Source organism: Bradyrhizobium sp. 138, assembly GCF_023074075.1.
In the GTDB taxonomy this organism is placed as follows: domain Bacteria; phylum Pseudomonadota; class Alphaproteobacteria; order Rhizobiales; family Xanthobacteraceae; genus Bradyrhizobium.
The window spans coordinates 61,877-82,897 of the sequence record NZ_JADPKT010000097.1 but is presented as its reverse complement, the minus strand read 5'-3'; the positions used below and the strand labels follow the sequence as shown (position 1 = coordinate 82,897).

21 protein-coding genes are annotated in these 21,021 nt (G+C 64.6%); 15 read left to right on the top strand and 6 right to left on the bottom strand.

The genetic code is table 11. The features are described from left to right. Nucleotides 1-156: 156 nt before the first annotated feature. Together cysC and cysD are read right to left on the bottom strand one after the other, a co-directional pair. Nucleotides 157-2,073, bottom strand: coding sequence for an adenylyl-sulfate kinase (cysC, locus tag IVA79_RS35335; protein WP_247561777.1), 1,917 nt, complete (start codon nt 2,071-2,073; stop codon nt 157-159). Nucleotides 2,074-2,092: 19 nt separating this feature from the next. After that, a complete protein-coding gene (cysD, locus tag IVA79_RS35330; RefSeq protein WP_247561775.1) occupies nt 2,093-2,887 on the bottom strand; it encodes a sulfate adenylyltransferase subunit CysD in 795 nt (264 codons plus the stop codon). 244 nt (nt 2,888-3,131) lie between these two features. Here cysD and cysG point away from each other — a divergent pair, with 244 nt between their 5' ends. The 12 genes from cysG to IVA79_RS35270 all read left to right on the top strand — a co-directional run bounded on the left by cysG (nt 3,132) and on the right by IVA79_RS35270 (nt 14,354). After that, on the top strand, nt 3,132-4,556 hold the full coding sequence (gene cysG, locus IVA79_RS35325) for a siroheme synthase CysG (protein WP_247561774.1): 1,425 nt from the start codon (nt 3,132-3,134) through the stop codon (nt 4,554-4,556). Further along, entirely contained in the window at nt 4,553-4,870 is a 318-nt protein-coding gene (locus IVA79_RS35320; protein ID WP_247561773.1) for a DUF2849 domain-containing protein, read from the top strand. The genes cysG and IVA79_RS35320 overlap by 4 nt, the downstream gene beginning before the upstream one ends. Before the next feature lie 11 nt (nt 4,871-4,881). Beyond that, entirely contained in the window at nt 4,882-6,537 is a 1,656-nt protein-coding gene (locus tag IVA79_RS35315) for a nitrite/sulfite reductase (protein ID WP_247561767.1), read from the top strand. Continuing rightward, nucleotides 6,524-7,039, top strand: coding sequence for a DUF934 domain-containing protein (locus IVA79_RS35310; protein ID WP_247561765.1), 516 nt, complete (start codon nt 6,524-6,526; stop codon nt 7,037-7,039). The genes IVA79_RS35315 and IVA79_RS35310 overlap by 14 nt, the downstream gene beginning before the upstream one ends. After that, on the top strand, nt 7,036-7,767 hold the full coding sequence (locus tag IVA79_RS35305; RefSeq protein WP_247561764.1) for a phosphoadenylyl-sulfate reductase: 732 nt from the start codon (nt 7,036-7,038) through the stop codon (nt 7,765-7,767). Before IVA79_RS35310 ends, IVA79_RS35305 begins: the two co-directional genes overlap by 4 nt. A gap of 112 nt (nt 7,768-7,879) precedes the next feature. Then, nucleotides 7,880-8,893, top strand: coding sequence for a sulfate ABC transporter substrate-binding protein (locus IVA79_RS35300; RefSeq protein ID WP_247561760.1), 1,014 nt, complete (start codon nt 7,880-7,882; stop codon nt 8,891-8,893). A 38-nt stretch (nt 8,894-8,931) separates the two neighbouring features. Continuing rightward, nucleotides 8,932-9,768, top strand: coding sequence for a sulfate ABC transporter permease subunit CysT (gene cysT, locus IVA79_RS35295; RefSeq protein ID WP_346658224.1), 837 nt, complete (start codon nt 8,932-8,934; stop codon nt 9,766-9,768). A 9-nt stretch (nt 9,769-9,777) separates the two neighbouring features. After that, entirely contained in the window at nt 9,778-10,689 is a 912-nt protein-coding gene (gene cysW, locus IVA79_RS35290; protein ID WP_247561759.1) for a sulfate ABC transporter permease subunit CysW, read from the top strand. After that, a complete protein-coding gene (locus IVA79_RS35285) occupies nt 10,679-11,716 on the top strand; it encodes a sulfate ABC transporter ATP-binding protein (RefSeq protein ID WP_247561758.1) in 1,038 nt (345 codons plus the stop codon). Before cysW ends, IVA79_RS35285 begins: the two co-directional genes overlap by 11 nt. Before the next feature lie 90 nt (nt 11,717-11,806). Beyond that, complete coding sequence (locus tag IVA79_RS35280; RefSeq protein WP_247561757.1) at nt 11,807-12,310, top strand: CAP domain-containing protein; 504 nt, start codon at nt 11,807-11,809, stop codon at nt 12,308-12,310. Between the two features lie 78 nt (nt 12,311-12,388). Continuing rightward, on the top strand, nt 12,389-13,564 hold the full coding sequence (locus IVA79_RS35275; RefSeq protein ID WP_247561756.1) for a patatin-like phospholipase family protein: 1,176 nt from the start codon (nt 12,389-12,391) through the stop codon (nt 13,562-13,564). A gap of 1 nt (nt 13,565) precedes the next feature. Next, nucleotides 13,566-14,354: a 3-hydroxybutyrate dehydrogenase gene (locus IVA79_RS35270; RefSeq protein ID WP_247561755.1), complete on the top strand. Its 789-nt coding sequence runs from the start codon at nt 13,566-13,568 to the stop codon at nt 14,352-14,354. A 120-nt stretch (nt 14,355-14,474) separates the two neighbouring features. Here the strand turns inward: IVA79_RS35270 and IVA79_RS35265 are convergent, their stop codons facing one another. From IVA79_RS35265 to IVA79_RS35255, 3 genes are all read right to left on the bottom strand, one after another. Further along, nucleotides 14,475-15,299, bottom strand: coding sequence for a sulfite exporter TauE/SafE family protein (locus IVA79_RS35265; protein ID WP_247561753.1), 825 nt, complete (start codon nt 15,297-15,299; stop codon nt 14,475-14,477). A gap of 197 nt (nt 15,300-15,496) precedes the next feature. Continuing rightward, nucleotides 15,497-16,855 (bottom strand): flippase, encoded by a 1,359-nt coding sequence (locus tag IVA79_RS35260; RefSeq protein WP_247561752.1) that lies wholly within the window; start codon nt 16,853-16,855, stop codon nt 15,497-15,499. Nucleotides 16,856-16,972: 117 nt separating this feature from the next. Then, nucleotides 16,973-17,812 carry a protein-disulfide reductase DsbD domain-containing protein gene (locus tag IVA79_RS35255; RefSeq protein ID WP_247561750.1) on the bottom strand — a complete coding sequence of 280 codons (840 nt, stop codon included), beginning with the start codon at nt 17,810-17,812 and terminating at the stop codon, nt 16,973-16,975. 143 nt (nt 17,813-17,955) lie between these two features. On the opposite strand from IVA79_RS35255, the gene IVA79_RS35250 reads away from it, so the two are divergent. After that, on the top strand, nt 17,956-18,600 hold the full coding sequence (locus tag IVA79_RS35250) for a YqgE/AlgH family protein (RefSeq protein WP_247561749.1): 645 nt from the start codon (nt 17,956-17,958) through the stop codon (nt 18,598-18,600). A gap of 90 nt (nt 18,601-18,690) precedes the next feature. Here the strand turns inward: IVA79_RS35250 and IVA79_RS35245 are convergent, their stop codons facing one another. Beyond that, nucleotides 18,691-19,578: a TauD/TfdA family dioxygenase gene (locus IVA79_RS35245; RefSeq protein WP_247561747.1), complete on the bottom strand. Its 888-nt coding sequence runs from the start codon at nt 19,576-19,578 to the stop codon at nt 18,691-18,693. Between the two features lie 137 nt (nt 19,579-19,715). Between IVA79_RS35245 and IVA79_RS35240 the strand changes: the two genes are divergently transcribed. Together IVA79_RS35240 and IVA79_RS35235 are read left to right on the top strand one after the other, a co-directional pair. Continuing rightward, nucleotides 19,716-20,453: an SDR family oxidoreductase gene (locus IVA79_RS35240; protein ID WP_247561745.1), complete on the top strand. Its 738-nt coding sequence runs from the start codon at nt 19,716-19,718 to the stop codon at nt 20,451-20,453. A 100-nt stretch (nt 20,454-20,553) separates the two neighbouring features. Further along, complete coding sequence (locus tag IVA79_RS35235) at nt 20,554-20,928, top strand: CsbD family protein (protein ID WP_247561744.1); 375 nt, start codon at nt 20,554-20,556, stop codon at nt 20,926-20,928. Nucleotides 20,929-21,021: the final 93 nt, after the last annotated feature.

Sequence of the window (21,021 nt, the reverse complement as noted above, 5' to 3'; positions counted from 1 at the left end):
GCCTACGGCCAACCTTGACCGCTCCTCGCCTCGGCGCCCAAGACCGCCTCCAACAAACGACGCCCTCTTGACAACTCATTCCCCATACAAGGATGACGGGACTATTGGCTTTGTCCTGGCCACGACGATACGGTGACGTAGCGCGAGGTCGGCCCCTCAAATATTCGCGGCGAGGTCCACGAGCTCGTCGAACAGCACGCCTGATGCCTTCAGCATCTGCTCGATCTCGTCCGCCGCCTCGGCCACGGTCCGCTTCGACGTATCGATCACGAGCTCGGCCGCTTGCGGCGTCTCGTAGTCGTTGCCGATGCCGGTGAACGAAGCCAGCGCGCCGGCACGGGCCTTCTTGTAATGGCCCTTGGGGTCGCGCTCCTCGCACACTTCAGCAGGTGCTGCGACATGGATCTCGCGGAACGCGGTGTCGGCGATGCGGCGCGCGGTCGCGCGATCCTCGCGGGCCGGCGAGACCGCGGCGACGATGGCGATGTGGCCGTTACGGGCGAGATGCGTCGCGACTTCTGCGAGGCGGCGGATGTTCTCGCTGCGATCGGCGGTGGAGAAGCCGAGATCGCTGTTGAGCCCGGCGCGCAGCGTGTCGCCGTCGAGCAGGATCGGCGAGCCGCCATTGGTGAACAACCGACGTTCCAGCGCTTTTGCCAGCGTCGACTTGCCGGAGGCCGGCAGGCCGGTGAGCCAGACCACGGCGCCGTTGTGGCGGTAGCGCGCGGAGCGCTCGTCGGGACGCAGCGCCGATTCCACCGGCACGATGTCGACGGGCACGGCGCGCTGGCCGGCATCGACCGACAGTACCAGACCGCCGCCGGCGATGCGGCCGGAGACTTCGATCACGAGGCGGCCCGTGCGCGGGTTCTCGGTATAGGGATCGGTGGCAATCGGATTCGACAGAGAAATGTCGATCTCGCCGACATGGTTGCGGCCGATCGCCTTGTTCTCGCTGCTCGAGAGCTCGCCGGGATCGACCGCCTTCTCGATCGCGACCACGGTGGCGCGGCTTTCCTTCGGACCGCTGCGCACCAGGAGCTGATCGCCCTTGGCGAGCGGCTTGTCGTGCAGCCAGAAGATGCGCGCGCGCAGCCGCCGCGTCTCGCGAGGCGAGCTGCCGGAATGCGCGATGATGTCACCGCGCTCGATGAACAGCTCGCGGTCCAGCGTGATGCCGACCGAGCGGCCGGCTCCTTGCCGTCCTGCGACCGGCGTCGTCGGCCAGCTCTCGACCGTCTTGATCCTGGCGATCTTGCCGGCCGGCATGATCACGATCTCGTCGCCGGCTTTGAGGCTACCGGATTCGATGCGGCCCGCCACGATGCGGCGATCGTCGAACTTGTAGATCGCCTGAACCGGCAGGCGCAGCGCCAGCGCTTCCAGCGGCCGCGCCGGCTCGAGGGCGTCCAGCGCCTCGACCACCGTCGGTCCCCTGTACCAGGAGATGCGGCCGGTGCGCTCGGCAACGCCGTCGCCGTCACGCGCGGAGATCGGGATCACGGCCGTCGGCGTCACGCCAAGGCCATTGAGGTGCCCTGAAATCTCGTCGCTGATCTCCTTGAAGCGGTCAGCAGAGAAGTCGACGCGGTCCATCTTGTTGACGACAACCGCAACCTGCTTCACGCCGAGCAGATGCAGGAGATAGCCGTGCCGCCTGGTCTGGTCGCGCACGCCTTCGAGCGCGTCGATGATCAGCACAGCGCCGTCGGCCTGCGAGGCGCCGGTGATCATGTTGCGGAGGAATTCGGCGTGGCCGGGAGCGTCGATCAGCACGATGTCGCGCGAATTGGTGCGAAAGCGGATCTGGGTGGTGTCGATGGTGATGCCCTGGTCGCGCTCGGTCTGGAGCGCATCGAGCAGGAACGACCATTCGAACGGCATGCCGCGCCGCGCGCTGACGGCCTTCAGCATGTCCAGCTTGCCGTCGGGCAGGCTGCCGGTCTCGTGCAGCAGGCGGCCGACCAGCGTCGACTTGCCGTGGTCGACATGGCCGACGATGACGATGCGCACCTGCGGACGCGTGGTGCCGTTCGGGGTGGCGGGCGAAGTCGGGGTGACGATCATGTTCATAACGCGCTCGCGTCCTTGATCAGAGATAGCCGGCGACGCGAAGGCGCTCGAAGGCATCCTCGGTCTCGTGGTCGAGCGCGCGACCGGCGCGCTCCGGCACCTTGGTCTGTTCGAGCTCGATCAGGATCTCGTCGATGCTGGATGCTGTCGAGGCGACGGGGTTGGTGATGTCCTGATCGCCCAGCGAGCGGTAGCGCTTGCCGTTCTGCGACAGATAGAGCGGGATGATCGGGATGTTCTCGCGCTTGGTGTAGGCCCAGATGTCGGCCTCGGTCCAATGCAGGATCGGATGGATGCGCAAATGTGCGCCTTGCGGCGGCGAGGCGTTGAAATGATCCCAGAACTCCGGCGGCTGGTCGCGCACGTCCCAATTGCCTTCGAGGCCTCGCGGCGAGAACACGCGCTCCTTGGCGCGTGTCGCTTCCTCATCGCGGCGGATGCCGGCGATCAGGCCGTCGAAGCCGAACTTGCCGAGTGCCATCTTGAGGCCTTCGGTCTTGCGCGCGGCGGAACGGGCGGCCGGCGGCAGCGTCGGGTCGACGGCATCGATCGGCGGGCAGGGCTCGACGCGCAAATCGAGATCCCACTCCTTGCCGTAATGATCGCGGAAGCGATACATCTCCGGAAACTTCTTGCCGGTGTCGACATGAAGGGCCGGGAACGGCATCTTGCCGAAGAAGGCCTTCCGCGCCAGCCAGATCATGACGTTGGAGTCCTTGCCGAGCGACCACAGCAGCGCGATCTTCTTCAGGCGGGCGAAGGCCTCGCGGAAGATGTAGATGCTCTGCGCCTCGAGCTGGTCGAGATGGTCCATGCTGGGCGCAACATCAGCAGAAAATTCTTGCGAGCCCGACCGTCCGACGGGGGCCGGGCTGCTCACTCCGACTGCAGCGGAATCGTCCTTGAGAAGATGCATCTCTGCCACTTTGCGTTTGGAGGCGAAAATTCTATAGTCGCAGCGCAAGGGAGAAGAAAAAATTTTCTCTTTGCGCGCTCGAAACGACACATATATAGAAAATAATTCCAGTCAACCCCGTATTGGGGGAAGCGAGTATCGTATGCGGTTCTTGCCGGTGTTTCTCGATCTCAAGGCCGGTCCGGTGGTCCTCATCGGCGCGGGCGAGCTTTTGCGCGCCAAGCTGCGCGTGCTCGCCTCGGCCGGCGCGCGCATCCGCGTGCATGCGATCGACGGCAATCGGGATTTTGGCCTCGGCTCCGACGACGCAACGCGCATCGAGACCGCCACCAGTGATCCGCTCACCGCCGATCTCTCGGGCGTCATCGCCATCGTCTGCGCAGGAGCAGGCGACGTCGGTGTTGCGATGTCGGCGCGGGCCAAGGCGCTCGGCCTGCCCGTCAACGTCATGGACGATCTCGAGCATTCCAGCTTCATCTTCCCGGCCATCGTCGATCGCGGCGATGTCGTGGTCGCCGTCGGCACCGGCGGCACCTCGCCGGTGGTGGCGCGGCGCGTGCGCGAGAAGATCGAGGCGCTGCTTCCGGCACGCATCGGCGAGCTCGCCGAGTTTATCGGCACCTTCCGCAAATCCATCAACGAGCGCATCGCCGAGTTTCCGCTGCGCCGCCGGTTCTGGGAGCGGGTGATCGACGGCTCGATCGGCGCCGCCGTGCTCGCCGGCCGCAAGGCCGAGGCGGATGCGGCGCTCAAGGCCATTTCCAATCCATCTGAATTCGCGCGTGCGGACAAGCCGGAGGGCTCGGTCGCGCTGGTCGGTGCCGGCCCCGGCGATCCCGATCTGCTCACCATCAAGGCGCTGCGCGCATTGCAGGACGCCGACATCGTCTTCCACGACGAGCTTGTCTCGCCTGAAATCCTCGATCGCATCCGCCGCGACACCACGCGCGTTGCGGTCGGTCGTCGTGTCGGCAAGCCCGGCATCGGCCAGGACGCCATCAACAAGCGCATGATCGAGGCCGCGCAATCTGGCCAGCGCGTGGTGCGGCTGAAGGGCGGCGATCCCTTCGTGTTCGGCCGCGGCGGCGAAGAGGTGGAAGCGTTGCGCGCCGCCGGCGTTGCCTATTCGGTCATTCCCGGCATCACCGCAGGGCTCGGTGGCGCCGCCGATTTCGAGGTGCCGCTCACCTATCGTCATGAAGCCACCCGCATCACCTTCCTCACCGCGCACAAGGCGCGCGATGCGGAAGTCGTGGACTGGTCGACATTGACCGACACCAAGATGACCGTCGTGGTCTACATGGGCATGACCGCCGCACCTGCGATCCGTGCCGGCCTATTTGCCGCCGGCCGCTCGCCGGAGACGCCGGTCGGCGTGTTCGCCCGCGTCAGCCGTCCCGACGCGCAGGGCGCGATCGGCACGCTGCGCGATCTGCCCGAACTGGTGCGACGGACCCAAGGCGGTCCCGCCATCCTCATCATCGGCGAGGTGGTCCGGCATGCCGGCTCGCTTCGCCGCCAATCCCCAAAGCAAATCATCTCTGACCTCCTGGATGCAGCCGAATGACCTCCCCGCTTGAACAGAAGAAGATCAAGATCGCCGGCCCCTCGATCGTGACCGCCAACCGGACCTGGGACGGCATCGTGGTGTACCGCACCGCTGCCAAGAGCTGGTCCGTGGACCTCTCGGAAGCCGCGATCGTGCGCAACTCCGACGAGGCCAAGGCGTTGCTTGCGGAGTCCGTCGCCGATGACGTCGGCGCGATCGGCCCCTATATCGCACCGGTGCAGATCGGCGACGACGGCAAGATCGTTCCCGGCAATCTGCGCGAACAGATCCGCCGCACCGGCGTCACCATCGGACAGCCGGCCCAGGTTTAAGGCACGCACTTATGTACGCTTACGACGAAATCGACCGCACGCTCGTCAACGAGCGCGTCTCGGAGTTCCGCGACCAGGTGAAGCGGCGCCTCTCCGGCGAGCTCACCGAGGACGAGTTCAAGATTCTCCGCCTGCAGAACGGCGTGTACTTGCAACTGCACGCCTACATGTTCCGCGTCGCGATCCCCTACGGCACGCTGGCGACGAACCAGCTGCGGGCGCTCGCCCATGTCGCGCGCAAATATGATCGCGGCTACGGCCATTTCACCACGCGGCAGAACATCCAGTTCAACTGGATCAAGCTCGCCGAGCTGCCGGACGCGCTGGAGGATCTCGCCAAGGTCGGCATCCATGCGATGCAGACCTCCGGCAACAACATGCGCAACGTTACCTCGGACCAGTGGGCCGGGGTTGCGCCCGGCGAGATCGAGGATCCCCGCATCTGGTCGGAGCTGATCCGCCAGCACACCACGCTGCATCCGGAATTCTCGTTCCTGCCGCGCAAGTTCAAGATCGCGATCACCGCCTCGGACCACGACCGCGCCGCGATCAAGATCCACGATATCGGCCTGCGCCTGATCAAGAACGAGAAGAACGAGACCGGTTTCGAGGTGCTGGTCGGCGGCGGCCTCGGCCGCACGCCGTTCATCGCCAAGACCATCAAGCACTTCGTGCATGGCCGCGACATCCTCAGCTACATCGAGGCGATCCTGCGCGTCTACAACCAGTACGGCCGCCGCGACAACATCTACAAGGCGCGCATCAAGATCCTGGTGCACGAGCTCGGCATCGAGAAGTTCTCCCGCGAGGTCGAGGACGAGTGGCAGCACATCCGCAACTCCTCGCTCCAGATCGACGACGAGGTGATCGAGGACATCCGCTCGCGCTTCACCTATCCGGCTTACGAAAAGCTGCCGCACATGCCGGACGAGCTGCGTCAGGCCGCGGCCGATCCGGATTTCGAGGCGTGGCGCAAGAACTCGGTGGCCCCGCACAAGGTGCAGGGCTACTCGATCGTCACGATCTCGCTGAAGCCGATCGGCGCGCCTCCGGGCGATGCCACCGCCGAGCAGATGGACGCGCTTGCCGATCTCGCCGACAAATATTCCTTCGGTGAGATCCGCGTCGGCCACGAGCAGAACCTGGCGCTGCCGCATGTCGCCAAACGCGACCTGCCGGCGCTGTGGAAGGCGCTCGACAAGCTCGGGCTCGCGACCCCGAACGTCAATCTGATCACCGACATCATCGCCTGCCCGGGTCTGGACTATTGCTCGCTGGCGAATGCGCGCTCGATCCCGATCGCGCAGGAATTGACGCGGCGCTTTGCCAATCACGAGCTCGCCAATTTGATCGGCCGGCTCCACATCAACATCTCCGGCTGCATCAATGCCTGCGGCCACCACCATGTCGGCCATATCGGCATTCTCGGCGTCGAGAAGAACGGCGAGGAAGTCTACCAGATCACCATCGGCGGCCGTGCCGACGAGAACGCCGCGCTCGGCACGCTGATTGGGCCCGGTGTCAAATTCGACGAAGTCGCCGATGTCATCGAAGACGTCGTGGAGGCCTATCTGGCACTGCGTGAGCGGCCGGAGGAGCTGTTCATGGACACCGTAAAGCGCCTCGGTGTCGAACCCTTCAAGGAGCGCGTCTATGCCACTCGTTAACGGCGGAAAGATCGCCGACGACAGCTTCGTCAAGCTGGCCGTCGACACGCCGCTGCCCGAGGGCGGCGACATCCTGGTGCCGGCCGAGCGGTTTCTCGGCGAGGCGGATGCGTTGCTCAAGCGCGCCGGCAAGCTCGGCGTGATCTGGCCGAACAGTCGCGATATCGCCGAGCTCGTGCCCTATCTCGGCAAGCTCGCGACGGTCGCGCTGGTGTTCCCGACGTTCCGCGACGGCCGCGCCTACAGCCAGGCCCGCCTGCTGCGCGAGCGTTACAACTACCGCGGCGAACTGCGCGCCACCGGCCAGGTGCTGCGCGACCAGTTCGTGTTCATGCTGCGCGCCGGCTTCGATTCCTTCGAGGTCAAGAAGCAGGCCGACGCCGAAGCCTTCATGCAGACCGCCAAGCGCTATTCGGTATTCTACCAGCCGACCGGCGACGGCCGCATCACGGCGCTGCACCGGCGCATGCAGCTCCGTCACTCCGAAGGTGTCGGCACGTGAACGCGATCGCGCCTCAGCTCTCGACGACATCCGTGTCCGCGCTGCCCTCGGCGGACGAGCTTGATAGCGCCCTGCGCGATGCCTCGCCCGCGGAGATCATCGCCGCAGCGCTGAAAACGGTCGGGCGCGACAAGCTGGCGCTGGTCTCGTCCTTCGGCACGGAATCGGCAACGCTGCTGAAGGTCATGGCGGACGTCGATCCGGCGATCCCCGTGGTCTTCCTCGACACCGGCTGGCTGTTCGAGGAGACGCTCGCCTATCGCGACACGCTGATCGCGACGCTGGGCCTGAAGGACGTCCGCTCGATCAAGCCTGCGGAAGAAGCGCTGTCGCGCGAAGATCCCGACCGTGACCTCTGGTTCTCCGATCCCGACGCCTGCTGCCGCATCCGCAAGGTGGAACCGCTGGCGCGTGCACTCAAGCCGTTCTCGGCCTGGCTCAACGGCCGCAAGCGTTTCCAGGGCAATGCGCGCGCCGACATTCCCGTGGTCGAGGACGACGGCGCTCGGTTGAAGTTCAACCCGTTCGCCAACGTCTCGCGCGAGGAACTTGAGGCGATCTTCGTCCGCGCCAAATTGCCGCGTCATCCACTGGCCGCCTCCGGTTTCCGGTCGGTCGGGTGTATGCCTTGCACGAGCAGAACGGCCGAGGGCGAGGATGAACGCGCCGGTCGCTGGCGCGGCCGAGCCAAGACAGAATGCGGCATTCACACGATGAAGACTTCGTAGCACAGTCAGGCTGCGTCATCGCGAACAAGAAAATCCGGTTCCGTTGACTTAAGCGCGTTTCGACCCGAGTTATGCCTGCACGCCTTCGCTGACACCGATGTCATCGAAGTGAATGGAGATGGACATGATGCGCCGTATCGTTCCGCTCGCTGCAGGCCTCGTCTTGACGGGTTTCTTGGCAAGCGCAGCTCTCGCCGCTGATATCAATCTATTGAACGTGTCGTACGACCCGACGCGCGAGCTCTATGCCGAGTTCAACAAGGCGTTCGCGAATGCCTATCAGAAGGAGACCGGCAAGAGCGTCGAGATCAAGCAGTCGCATGGTGGCAGCGGCTCGCAGGCGCGCGCGGTGATCGACGGCTTGCAGGCCGATGTGGTGACGCTCGCGCTCGCCTATGACATCGATGCCATCGCCGCCAAGGGCCTCACCACGGCCGATTGGCAGAAGCGGCTGCCGCAGAATTCGTCACCCTATACCTCGACGATCGTCTTCCTGGTACGCAAGGGCAATCCCAAGGCGATCAAGGACTGGGACGATCTGATCAAGCCCGGCGTCGCCGTGATCACGCCGAACCCGAAAACGTCGGGCGGTGCACGCTGGAATTATCTGGCGGCCTGGGGCTTTGCGCAGAAGAAGTTCGGCTCGGCCGACAAGGCCAAGGATTTCATCGGAAAACTCTATCAGCAGGTGCCGGTGCTCGATACCGGTGCGCGCGGTGCCACCGTGACCTTCGTCGAGCGCGGGGTCGGCGACGTGCTGCTGGCCTGGGAGAACGAGGCGTTCCTCGCGCTGAAGGAGTTCGGCGCGAACAAGTTCGAGATCGTGGCGCCGCCGCAGTCGATCCTCGCCGAGCCGCCGGTCACCATCGTCGACAAGGTTGCCGATAAAAAAGGCACCCGCAACGCCGCTGATGCCTATCTCCAATACTGGTACACCAAAGAGGGGCAGGAGATCGCCGCGCGCAATTTCTACCGCCCGCGCGATGCCGAAATCGCCAAGAAGTATGAAAATTCCTTCGCCAAGGTCGAACTATTCACGATCGACGACGTTTTTGGTGGTTGGACCAAGGCTCAGAAGGAGCATTTTGCCGACAGCGGTATCTTTGACCAGATCTACAAGAATTGATCTGGCGCAGTCTTAATGGGCTTTTAGCAGGGGGCCTGGTGAGCGCATTCGCAGCACGACGCCGGACATTGCCGGGCTTCGGTCTCACGATGGGACTGACGCTGTCCTGGCTGTCCGTCATCATCCTGATTCCGCTCGCCGGCCTGTTCCTGAAATCGCTCGAGCTCAGTCCGGAGCAATTCTGGAACATTCTCACAAGCCGCCGCACCCTGAACGCGCTCCGCGTCTCCTTCGGCCTCGCCTTTGCAGCGGCCTGCGTCAATCTCGTGATGGGCAGCATCATCGTTTGGGCGCTGGTGCGCTATCGTTTCCCGGGCCGCCGCCTGTTCGACGCCATCGTCGATGTGCCCTTCGCGCTGCCGACCGCGGTCGCCGGCGTTGCGCTGACCGCGCTGTTCGCCGAGAAGGGCTGGCTGGGGGCGCCGCTTGCCGCCGCCGGCATCAAGGTGGCGTTCACGCCGGTCGGCATCTTCGTCGCCATGATCTTCATCGGCATTCCCTTCGTGGTCCGTACCGTGCAGCCGGTGCTTCAGGATCTCGACCCCGAGATCGAGGAGGCCGCGGGCAGCCTGGGCGCCAGCCGCTGGCAGACCATCATCCGTGTGATCCTGCCCTCGCTCGCCCCGGCGCTGCTCACCGGGCTCGCGCTCGCCTTCGCGCGCGCGGTCGGTGAATATGGCTCGGTGATCTTCATCGCCGGCAATCTGCCCAACGTGTCCGAGATCGCCCCGCTGCTGATCGTGATCCGGCTCTCCGAGTTCCGCTACGCCGACGCGACCTCCATTGCGGTGGTCATGCTCGTCGTGTCCTTCGTCATCATCTTCGCAGTCAACCGGCTCCAGCGCTGGGCGCAGAGCCGGATCCCGGCGCGCTGAGGGCGGACCATGACGATGCAGATCGCAGACTCCGTTTCGCTCTCGGCCCCCGATGCCAGGGCTCGCGCCCATGCGGCTGCGGCACGGGACAACCTCCGCACCGAGCCGCGCGCGGTGCGTATCGTCATCATCGCGCTGGCGGTGCTGTTCCTTTCCGTCTTCGTCGTGCTGCCATTGGTGGTGGTGTTCGCCCAGGCCTTCTCGAAGGGGATCCTCGCCTATTTCGCCGCGCTCGCCGAACCGGAGGCGCTGGCTGCGATCAAGCTGACGCTGCTGGTTGCGGCAATCTCGGTCGGCCTCAATCTCGTGTTTGGCCTCGTCGCCGCCTGGGCGATTGCGAAATTCGAATTCCCGGGCAAGACCTTCCTGATCACGCTGATCGACCTGCCGTTCTCGGTGAGCCCGGTGATCTCCGGCCTCGTCTTCGTGCTGCTATTCGGCGCACAGGGCTATTTCGGCAGTTGGCTCAGGGATCACGACATCCAGATCCTGTTCGCGGTGCCCGGCATCGCGCTCGCCACCACCTTCGTCACCTTCCCGTTCGTGGCGCGTGCGCTGATCCCCCTGATGCAGGAGCAGGGCACGCAGGAGGAGGAGGCCGCGATCTCGCTCGGCGCCTCGGGTCTGCAAACGTTTTTCCGCGTCACGCTGCCCAACATCAAATGGGGCGTGCTCTACGGCGTCCTGCTCTGCAATGCGCGCGCGATGGGCGAGTTCGGCGCCGTCTCCGTCGTCTCCGGCCACATCCGCGGCGAGACCAACACGATGCCGCTGCTGGTCGAGATCCTCTACAACGAATACCAGTTCGTCGCCGCCTTCGCGATCGCCTCGCTGCTGGCGATGCTGGCGCTGATCACACTGATCGCCAAAACCGTTCTTGAACGTCATCTCGACGAAGGACACGACGCAAGTGACCATTGAAGTCAGAAATCTCGTCAAGAAGTTCGGCAGTTTTGCAGCCCTCGACGGCGTCGACCTCAAGGTCAATGACGGCGAATTGCTGGCGCTGCTCGGGCCCTCAGGCTCCGGCAAGACCACATTGCTGCGTATCATCGCCGGTCTCGACTGGCCCGATGCCGGCGAGGTCTCCTTCAACGGCGAGGATGCGCTGGCGCAAGGCGCACGCGAGCGCCACGTCGGCTTCGTGTTCCAGCACTACGCGCTGTTCCGCCACATGAGCGTATTCGAGAACGTCGCCTTCGGCCTGCGCGTGCAGCCGCGCGCGGTGCGCAAGGATGAAGTGGCTATTCGTGCGCGCGTCAAGGAGCTGCTCGACCTCGTGCAGCTCGACTGGCTCGCCGACCGTTATCCGAGCCAGCTCTCCGGCGGCCAGCGCCAGCGCATCGCGCTCGCCCGCGCGCTCGCGATCGAGCCGCGCATCCTCCTGCTCGACGAGCCGTTCGGTGCGCTCGACGCCAAGGTACGGAAAGAGCTGCGCAAATGGCTGCGCTCGCTGCATCACGAGATCAACGTCACCTCGATCTTCGTCACCCACGACCAGGAGGAGGCGCTCGAAGTCGCCAACCGCGTCGTGGTGATGGACAAGGGCCGGATCGAGCAGATCGGATCGCCCGCCGACGTTTACGACAATCCGGCCACGGCTTTCGTGCACGGCTTCATTGGAGAGTCCATCGTGCTGCCGGTCGAGATCGACAATGGCGCGGTCCGGCTCGGCGACCGGCTGCTGAACCTGATGGCTGACGGGATCGCGCCTGGCACGTCAAAACTGTTCGTGCGGCGACACGACATGCTGGTCCGTCCGTCCGGCAGCGGCGCTTTCGAGGGCGCCGTGCAGCATGTCCGGAATTTCGGCCCCGTGCAGAGGGCCGAGGTCGCATTGTGGGGCGGCGAGACCATCGAGATCGACGCCCCCCGCGACAAGGAACTGCGCGCCGGCGACACGATCGGGCTGGAGCCCCGCCGCTACCGGATATTTGCGGGCGCCTGAGCTGCCCTGCTGGGTCGAATTTTCCTCAAAATTCACCTTTCAGCCACGGTTGGTATGCAACAACGGCCCCTCATTCGGGGGCACCTCTCTATGCGCGCTGCGGCCGCAATTCTCATCACTTTGCTGCTCGCCGGCTGCGCCGGCAACGAGGCACCGGTCCAGCAGCCGTCCATGTATGCCGACATGGCGGTCCCGGGCGCCAAGCTCGATGCGCAGGCGGCGGCGATCATGATCTCGCAATACCGCCAGAACAATGCCCTCGGCACCGTCGTCATCGACCCCGATCTGACGCGGCTTGCCGAATCCCAGTCCAATGCCATGGCGGCTGCCAACAAGATGGACCACGATGTCCGCGCACCGCTGGCCAAGCGCCTGGCCGCCGGCGGCTATCCCGCGACAGTGGCGGTCGAGAACGTCTCGGCCGGCTATCATACGCTGGCAGAAGCGTTTTCCGGCTGGCGCGACTCGCCTCCGCATCGCGCCAACATGCTCAAGGGCGGTGTCACAAAATTGGGCATCGCGGCGAGCTATGCTCCGGGCACCAAATACAAGGTGTTCTGGACCATGATCCTGGCCTCGACCGAGCCACGATAAGCCAGACTTGATCCTGGGATGGATTGACGCCGCGGCGGGGTGTCGCCACGGTGGCCAGCCTTTTGCTATTGTTCCCGTATGACAGATCATAGCCCGGAATCCCCCAGCATCCCCGCGAATGCGCAACGCGTCCTGGTCCTGCAGGGCGGCGGTGCGCTCGGCTCCTATCAGGCCGGCGCCTTCCAGGCCCTGTGCGGCTACGGCTTCGAGCCGGAATGGGTCGCGGGCATCTCGATCGGCGCCATCAACGCCGCCATCATCGCCGGCAACGAGGGCCGCACCCGCGTCGAGCGGCTCAAGGAATTCTGGGAGATGGTCTCGGCGCCGGTGCCGTGGAAGCCGGTCGGCAAGAGCGACCACAGCCGCGAGCTGTTCAACTCGACCAGCGCTGCGCTGATCGCGACCTTCGGCGTGCCCGGCTTCTTCACGCCGCGCATTCCCCCGGCGCCGCTCTGGCCGCCGGGGCATCGCGAGGCGGAGAGCTATTACGACACCGCGCCATTGAAGAAGACGCTGGAGCGTCTGGTCGATTTCGACCGCATCAACGACCTGAAGACGCGCCTGTCGGTCGGCGCGGTCGGTGTCACCTCCGGCAACTTCAAATATTTCGACAATTACGAGTTCAAGAAACTCGGCAAGAGAATCGGCCCCGAGCACATCATGGCTTCCGGCGCGCTGCCGCCCGGCTTTCCCTCCGTGATCATCGACGGCGAGCATTATTGGGACGGCGGCATCGCCTCCAACACCCCGCTCGACTATGTGCTCGACGCCGAGGCCGATCGCGACATGCTGATCTTCCAGGTCGATTTGTTTTCCGCGCGCGGCGATTTGCCGAACTCGCTGCTCGAGGCCGCCGAGCGCGAGAAGGACATCCGCTATTCCAGCCGCACGCGCATGAATACGGACAAGAACAAGCAGATCCACAATGCGCGCCGGGCCGTGCGCGACCTGATTTCCAAATTGCCCGATTATCTCAAGAACGACCCTTCCGTCGAATTCCTTGCCAAGGCATCTCGTGAGAGCACGGTCACCGTGGTGCATCTGATCTACCGCAGCAAGAACTACGAATCCTCGTCCAAGGATTACGACTTCTCGCATGTCGCCATGGTCGAGCATTGGGAGGCCGGCGTGAAGGACGTGCATCTGTCGATGCGCCACAAGGATTGGCTCGAGCGGCCGCAGTCCGGCGAGACCATGGTGACCTACGATCTCACGGGGGACGTCTCCGCGCCCCCGGCAAAAAGGAGCGAATAGAATGGGTAGTCTGTCAGGCAAGAACGCCGTCGTGACCGGGTCCACCAGCGGTATTGGGCTCGCCTATGCGCGCGCGTTCGCCGGCGCCGGTGCCAACGTCGTCATCAACGGCTTCGGCTCGCCGGAGGACATCGAGAAGGAGCGCGCCAAGATCGAGTCCGAGTTCAAGGTGAAGGCGATCTACTCGCCGGCCGACATGACTAAGCCCGCCGAGATCGCCGGGATGATCGCGCTCGGCGAGAAGACCTTCGGCTCGGTCGACATCCTCGTCAACAATGCCGGCATCCAGTTCGTCTCGCCGATCGAGGAGTTTCCGCTCGAGAAGTGGGATCAGATCATCGCGATCAACCTGTCCTCGGCCTTCCATGCCATCCGCGCCGCGGTGCCCGGCATGAAGAAGAAGGGCTGGGGCCGCATCATCAACACGGCGTCCGCGCACTCGCTGGTCGCCTCGCCCTTCAAGTCGGCCTACGTCTCGGCCAAGCACGGCATCGCCGGTCTCACCAAGACCGTGGCGCTGGAAGTCGCGACCCACAAGATCACCTGCAACTGCATCAGCCCCGGCTATGTCTGGACGCCGCTGGTGGAGAGGCAGATCCCCGACACGATGAAGGCGCGCAACCTGACGCGCGAGCAGGTCATCAACGACGTGCTGCTCGATGCGCAGCCGACCAAGGAGTTCGTCACCTCCGAGCAGGTCGCAGCTCTCGCGCTGTTCCTGTGCGGCGACGATGCCGCGCAGATCACCGGCACCAATCTCTCCATCGACGGCGGCTGGACCGCGGAGTAGGGCGGTGCCGTAGGGTGGTCAAAGGCGCACTTGCGCCGTGCCCACCATCTTGCGCGATGGAGAGAGAGGGTGGGCACGCTTCGCTTTGCCCACCCTACGATTCCGTCGCCTGGTCGCGGCCTAATGCCCCCAGGCCAGCGCTGTGACGAACGCCGAGGACAGGTGCAGCTCGGCAAACATGATCTTGCCGGCGACCACGAACAGCACGCTCGCAAGCGTCAGGCGCAGCACCGTCTCGGGCACCCGCGTCGCGCTATAGCTGCCGACGATGATGCCGGGCAGCGAGCCCATCAGCAGCACGCCCATCAGCGCCCAATCCACGTCGCCGAGCGCCCAGTGTCCGATGCCGGCGACCAGCGTCAGCGGCACCGCATGGGCGATGTCGGAGCCGACGATGGTCGCCATGGGCAGGCGGGGGTACAGCAGCAGCAGCACGGTCACGCCGACCGCACCGGCGCCGACCGACGAGATCGAGACCAGCACGCCGAGCACGATGCCGGTCACCACGGTCGCAATCGCGGTGGTGCGCGCGTCGACCCGTTCGAGCCGGCCGCGATAGCGCTCCATGATGGATTTACGGAAGATCAGCGACGTCGCGGTCAAGAGCAGCGCGAAGCACAGCACCAGATTGACCAGGTTGCGCTCGGAATCGCTTTTGAGGTCGAGCTTCCACAGCACCAGCAGCGTCAGCGCGCTCGCCGGAATGCTGCCGCAGGCGAGCCGCAGCACCGCCGGCCAGTGCACGCTGCGCGACCAGCCATGCACCACGCTGCCGCCGGCCTTGGTGGCGGCGGCATAGAGCAGGTCGGTTCCGACCGCGGTGGAGGGATGAACGCCGAACAGCAGAATCAAGAGCGGCGTCATCAACGAGCCGCCTCCCACGCCGGTCATCCCGACAAGCAGGCCGACGCCGAATCCAGAGGCGACGTAGAGTGGATCGAACATGTGAGGGGAATCTTAGGTTGATCTCGTCGGCTAGGCAATACGACGTAGAATAAAGTTCCCCTAATGCGCAACCGCTTGGGCAGAATAAGAAAAGTTTTGCATCAGATTGAACAAGGAGAGGCGTTTTGCCTCGTTTCCTTGCGTGCTCTGACAGAGCCGTTCCCCGCGGAGCAGCAAGCACGGCAGGCGCGCAGCGCCTATTTACCGAAAGCCAGCACGTGCAGGCCGAGCCGCTGCCGTACGATCCAGAACAAGAGCACCGTCTCGAAGGTGAGGGAGATCGAGGTTGCGGCCGCAGCGCCATGGCCGCCGTAGCGCGGTACCAGTGCGATGCAAAGCACGACGTTCATCACGAAGGCCAGCGCATAAGCGAGCGCGCAGATGTTCTGCTGACCGAGCATGTTGAGCAGCCGCTCGACTGGCCCGATCGCGGAGCGCACCACGAGGCCGATCGCGGCGACGAACATGATGTCGTAGCCGATCACGAATTGCGGCCCGAACAGCCACAGCAGGGGCTTGCCGAGCGCGAGTAGCACGATGGTCGCCGCCAGCGACGGCCAGAACGTCCAGTTGATCGCATGCGCGACATAGGCCGACAGCCGCGCCTTGTCGCCGCTTGCGTTGTATTCGGCGAAGCGGTGCGCCGTCGTCGCCGACATCGCGTAGTGAATGAAGGAGACCAGCGCCAGCGTCTTCACGACGGCGAAGTAGACGCCGACCTCGTCGGAGGGGCGGAATTGCTGCAGCACCAGCACGTCGGTGTAGGACAGCAGCAGGTAGAAGCTCTCCACCAGCAGGATCGGCAGCGAGATGGCGAGCCAGCCGCCGATGTCGTAGGTCTTGGGGCCGGGCGCGATGTGATCGGCGAGCTTGCGGTTCAGCACCACCATCTGCCCGGTCATCGCGATCCAGACCGCGCCGGCGCTCGCAACCATCGCGGCGACCGCGCCGAGATGATAGCCGAGCAGGAAGGCGGCGCCCGTGATGCCGATGATCAGCGCCTGGCGGATGATGAATTGCGGCATCAGGCCGAGCTGCATCCAGTCATGCGAGCGCGCGATGCCGTCCTGGGTGTTGGCAACGACGAAGGCCGGCAGCGTCATGCAGCCGATATAGAGCGGCAGCTGCTCGGCCGGGTCGATCCAGGGTGACAGCAGCTTGACGATGCCGGCAAGGGCGAGCGAGACCAGCGTGGACACGGCAAAGGTCAGCCAGCGGCTGCCGGAGAGAAAGCCGCGCAGCAACGCCTGCTCGCCTCTGGCGCGATATTCCGGAATGATTTTCTGCGCCGAGGCCGAGATGCCGAAATCCATCATGCTGCCGAGCAGCAGCACCCAGGTCCAGACATAGACATAGATGCCGTAGTCGGACGTGCCCATCCAGCGCGCGAGCAGCACCTGCGAGACATAGGCAAGGCCTGCGCTGATCACGCGGATGATGAAGATGGTGCCGGCAAGCCGCCGCGTCAGCGATGCCTCGCTTGGGCCCCCCGTCAGCTTGGCCCGCAGCCGCGCGATCAGCCCGGCCGGTCCGGTCGTTGCGGGTTCTGCATCCATCACGGCCACGAAGAATCCCCAGGGCGTCCCGCGTGCTGCGGCAGGCCTCGGACTTAGCAACCATTCGTTAAGATTGGGTTGGGCGTCTTCGTCGTCCCGGCGAAAGCGAGACGACGACTATTCCAGATTCGTATTGAACTCGTATGACTTCTCCGGCCCGACCAGCGTGAATTTCAGCGCAGCCCCGTCGGGCTTGGCGCCCGGCGGCAGGCCGTCGAGCTCGAACGAGAAGCGCTTCACGCCAGCCGGGCTGTGTTGTACCGGGGCCGGAATCGGCAGCGCCCAATCGGGGGTCGGGCCTTCGACGAACAGATTGACGTTGCGGCTGTCCGGCGTCACCACGTCGACCACCACGTTCTTGGGCCCATCGCGCTTGACGTCGCGGATGGTGAGCGGATTGGGATCGCCGATATTGGCGGGCTTGGGCACCGTGTCGAGCGCGGCACGCAAATTGGCATCCTCGGTCGAGGCGACGCTGTTGAAGCCGAGCTCGGCGCGGGCCTCGACCGGAATGCAGAGCTTCTCGCACACCGCGTAATTGATCTCGGCGCGCAAGGTTACCGGCTTGTCGGCCGCCTTGGCGACGATGCGCAAGGGCAGCACGACCTGGTTGTGATAGCCGATCGAATGGCCGCCCGCGCCATCGTCGAATTTCAGCGGCGCAGGCCACATCACCGTCACCGCCTCGACATTGTCCGACTTCGAGAAGTCGAACCGCGGCGGAACGCCGGAGTCCCCGGGACTGCGCCAGTAGGTCTTCCACCCCTGCTGGAGCTGGAAAGCGATACCGCCGAGCAGGACGGCGCCGCTGCGCGATCCCGCCAATAGCCGCACCGCGGAATGCCCGTCGCGCTGCCACGGCGACGCGTCATCGGCGCGGACTGCGATGGCCAGCGACGACGCAAACAGGATGGTCGCGACGCCTATCGCCGCACGCAGGGGAACTCTTGTGAGCATGGCACGTCTTTACAGGGTCACCCCAGGGCAAACCATTGAATTGCTTGTGATGGATGCACTGGAATCGGGGTCCCTGCAGGCCTTGATTTGACAGCAGCTAGGTCCGACATCAGGATAGGAATTGAAACCGGAGTGCTTCACCGATGGCTCCCACAGGCAAGAGGACGGGCGAAAGCACCCGCAAGCCGGGCCCCGGGCTCCCCAATTCGGCCGGTTATCTCGACGGCCGGCTGCTGATCGCGATGCCCGTGATGGGCGATTCCCGCTTCGAGCGCTCGGTGATCTATCTCTGCGCCCATTCGGCGGAGGGAGCGATGGGTATCATCGTGAACCAACCGGCCGGCAGCATCGACTTCCCCGAGCTGTTGGAGCAACTCGGCATCATCAAGAAGGGCGAGCATATCAAGCTGCCGGAGAATGCCGAAAGCATGAAGGTGCTGCGTGGCGGCCCGGTCGATACCGGCCGCGGCTTCGTGCTGCATTCGAGCGACTTTTACATCGAAAATGCGACGCTGCGGATCGATGACGGCGTCTGCCTCACGGCGACCGTCGACATTCTGCGCGCCATCGCCAACGGCTCCGGCCCCAAGCACGCCATTCTCGCGCTCGGCTATGCCGGCTGGGCGCCGGGCCAGCTCGAGACCGAGATCCAGAGCAATGGCTGGCTGCATTGCGATGCAGACGCGGATTTGATTTTCGGCGACGACGTCGACGACAAATACAACCGCGCCCTGCAGAAGATCGGCATCGATCCCGGCATGCTCTCGAACGAGGCCGGGCACGCGTAATTTGTTCAGGCGCTAGCGCCACTCTTGGTGTCGTCCCGGACAAGGGCGCCTCAAGCGCGCGTAGATCCGGCACGACAGCGGAGTATGTCGCTATTCCGCCGCCTGCTGCTGCACCGTCGGCTCCGTCCCCGCCACCGTCGCGCGGCGCATGTCGCGGGGTTGCGACTGATCGTAGCGGCGGACGCGATGCATGGTCTGGCGGTTGTCCCACATCACGAGGTCATGCAGCTTCCATCTGTGCACATAGACGAACTCGGCCTGCGTCGCGTGCTCGTTGAGATCGCGCAGCAAGAGCCGCCCCTCCGGCACGCTCATGCCGACGACCTTGCCGGCATGCGATGAGAGATACAGCGACTTGCGGCGATGGACCGGATGGGTGCGCACCAACCGTTGCAGCACCGGTTTGAACATCTCTTTCTCTTCATCGGTATATTCGGTGAATCCGAGCGATCCCCGCGAATACATCAGCGAGTGCTCGCAGACGAGGTTATCGATCTCCGCCTTGGTGTCGTCGTCGAGCGCGTCATAGGCGGCGCGCATGTCGGCGAATTCGGTGTTGCCGCCCTTTGGATTCACCACGCGTGCCGACAGCAGCGAGAACTTTGCGGGGATCGGGCGGAACGAGCTGTCGGAGTGCCAGAGGCAATTGCCGAGATTGAACAGATTGGCGCGGCTGTCCTTCGGCAGCGGCTTGCCGTCCTTGCCGAGGTTGGAGACGTCGTTCAGGCCCGAGGTGAGGCGGTATTCATCGGCCTTGGTGATGTTGCCACCGCGCGCTTCCTCGCGCTGGCCGAAATTCAGCGCGAACGCCATCTGCTGCTCGTCGGTGATGTCCTGATCGTGAAAGACGAGCACGGCGTATTTGTCCATGGCGGCCTCGACCTCGCGCGCCTCATCTGCCGTGAGGGGCTTGCGCAAATCGAGGCCGGAAACCTCGCCGACAAAATGTTTTTGAAGCTGCCGGATGGCGATCGTCATGACGTTCTCTCCCGCGGGTCGCGAGCGGTTGGTCCCGCTCTGTCGAGGAAAAAGCTACTCTTGCATCCGCGGTTGTCAACGCTCGGTGTGTATGGCAGCCAGACAGGTCAAACAAGCAAGACAAAAGGGAGGCCGCGATGGCGAACGAGCTCGATTTCTCAGGCAAGCAAGTGCTGGTCGTCGGCGGTTCGAGCGGGATCGGCAACGGCATCGCGCAGGCTTTTCGCACCAGGGGCGCGGAGGTCGCGGTGAGCGGCACGCGCGCTCGCGCAACGGAATATTCTGCGCAGGAAGGCTCCGATCTCACGGGCCTCGCCTATGCGCAGCTCGACGTCGGCAGTCCCGGTGCGATCGAGGCATTCAAGCCGCCCTTCGACAGGCTCGACGTGCTCGTGCTCGCGCAAGGCGTGGTGCTCTATCGCCGCGGCGAATTCGAGATGAGCGGCTTCCGCAAGGTGGTCGAGGTCAATCTGATGAGCCTGATGGCCTGCGCCACGCGATTTCATGCCATGTTGCGGGATTCGAAGGGCGCGCTGATCATGGTGTCCTCGACCGCGGCCTATCATTCCACCATGGGCAATCCCGCCTATAACGCCTCGAAGACCGGTGCGGTCGGATTGACGCGGACGCTGGGCGAGGCCTGGGCCGAGGACGGCATCCGCGTCAACGGCATCGCGCCCGGACTCGTCGACACCAAGATGACGAAGGTGACGACCGACAATCCGAAGCGGCTCGAAGGCGCGCTCGCGCGCATTCCGCTGCGGCGATTGGGCACGCCGGCCGACATGGCGGGCGCGGCGCTGTTCCTGGCCTCGCCGTTATCGTCCTACATCATCGGCCAGACGCTGGTCGTCGATGGCGGGCTGATCTTGTAGCTCGGATTCCTCTGCTTCCACCCGGACGACACTTTCGTCATGACGAGGAACCGCGCCGCGCTTGATCGGTTACTTGGGCTGACCCCCGAGGAGGAGCATCATGGATACGGATCGGATTGTTGGATCGGCCAAGGAATATGCCGGACGCGCGGAAGGCGCGATCGGCGACGTGGCAGGCGATGCGAAGACGCAGGCATCGGGCAAGGCCAAGGAAGCTGCCGGCGCCGTGCAAAATCTCTACGGCCAGGCCAAGGACGCCGTGCGCGATGCCACGGACACCGCCGCCGGCTACGCCAAGGACGCCTATGAGAACAGCGGCGAAACTTTTCGCGATGGGACACAGGCGCTGTCGAAAAAAGTGCAGGACAATCCGCTCGGCGCGCTGCTGGTCGCCGGCGGCATCGGGTTTGCGCTCGCGCTTTTGATGTCGCGGCCCGCACGCCGTCCGCCGCCGCGCTGGCGCTATTACGGCTGAGCGACAAACACGCATCCCGTGCCCCGGACGCAGCGCAGCACGCAGTGTTGCGCTGCTGAGCCGGGGCCCATTTTTTTTGAGCATCGTGAGAGG

What these genes read in the sequence shown, in the direction of transcription:
- cysC (WP_247561777.1), bottom strand. Translation starts at nt 2,073, where the DNA reads ATGAACATGATCGTCACCCCGACTTCGCCCGCCACCCCGAACGGCACC.
- cysD (WP_247561775.1), bottom strand. Translation starts at nt 2,887, where the DNA reads ATGGACCATCTCGACCAGCTCGAGGCGCAGAGCATCTACATCTTCCGC.
- cysG (WP_247561774.1), top strand. Translation starts at nt 3,132, where the DNA reads ATGCGGTTCTTGCCGGTGTTTCTCGATCTCAAGGCCGGTCCGGTGGTC.
- IVA79_RS35320 (WP_247561773.1), top strand. Translation starts at nt 4,553, where the DNA reads ATGACCTCCCCGCTTGAACAGAAGAAGATCAAGATCGCCGGCCCCTCG.
- IVA79_RS35315 (WP_247561767.1), top strand. Translation starts at nt 4,882, where the DNA reads ATGTACGCTTACGACGAAATCGACCGCACGCTCGTCAACGAGCGCGTC.
- IVA79_RS35310 (WP_247561765.1), top strand. Translation starts at nt 6,524, where the DNA reads ATGCCACTCGTTAACGGCGGAAAGATCGCCGACGACAGCTTCGTCAAG.
- IVA79_RS35300 (WP_247561760.1), top strand. Translation starts at nt 7,880, where the DNA reads ATGGAGATGGACATGATGCGCCGTATCGTTCCGCTCGCTGCAGGCCTC.
- cysW (WP_247561759.1), top strand. Translation starts at nt 9,778, where the DNA reads ATGACGATGCAGATCGCAGACTCCGTTTCGCTCTCGGCCCCCGATGCC.
- IVA79_RS35280 (WP_247561757.1), top strand. Translation starts at nt 11,807, where the DNA reads ATGCGCGCTGCGGCCGCAATTCTCATCACTTTGCTGCTCGCCGGCTGC.
- IVA79_RS35275 (WP_247561756.1), top strand. Translation starts at nt 12,389, where the DNA reads ATGACAGATCATAGCCCGGAATCCCCCAGCATCCCCGCGAATGCGCAA.
- IVA79_RS35270 (WP_247561755.1), top strand. Translation starts at nt 13,566, where the DNA reads ATGGGTAGTCTGTCAGGCAAGAACGCCGTCGTGACCGGGTCCACCAGC.
- IVA79_RS35265 (WP_247561753.1), bottom strand. Translation starts at nt 15,299, where the DNA reads ATGTTCGATCCACTCTACGTCGCCTCTGGATTCGGCGTCGGCCTGCTT.
- IVA79_RS35260 (WP_247561752.1), bottom strand. Translation starts at nt 16,855, where the DNA reads ATGGATGCAGAACCCGCAACGACCGGACCGGCCGGGCTGATCGCGCGG.
- IVA79_RS35255 (WP_247561750.1), bottom strand. Translation starts at nt 17,812, where the DNA reads ATGCTCACAAGAGTTCCCCTGCGTGCGGCGATAGGCGTCGCGACCATC.
- IVA79_RS35250 (WP_247561749.1), top strand. Translation starts at nt 17,956, where the DNA reads ATGGCTCCCACAGGCAAGAGGACGGGCGAAAGCACCCGCAAGCCGGGC.
- IVA79_RS35245 (WP_247561747.1), bottom strand. Translation starts at nt 19,578, where the DNA reads ATGACGATCGCCATCCGGCAGCTTCAAAAACATTTTGTCGGCGAGGTT.
- IVA79_RS35240 (WP_247561745.1), top strand. Translation starts at nt 19,716, where the DNA reads ATGGCGAACGAGCTCGATTTCTCAGGCAAGCAAGTGCTGGTCGTCGGC.
- IVA79_RS35235 (WP_247561744.1), top strand. Translation starts at nt 20,554, where the DNA reads ATGGATACGGATCGGATTGTTGGATCGGCCAAGGAATATGCCGGACGC.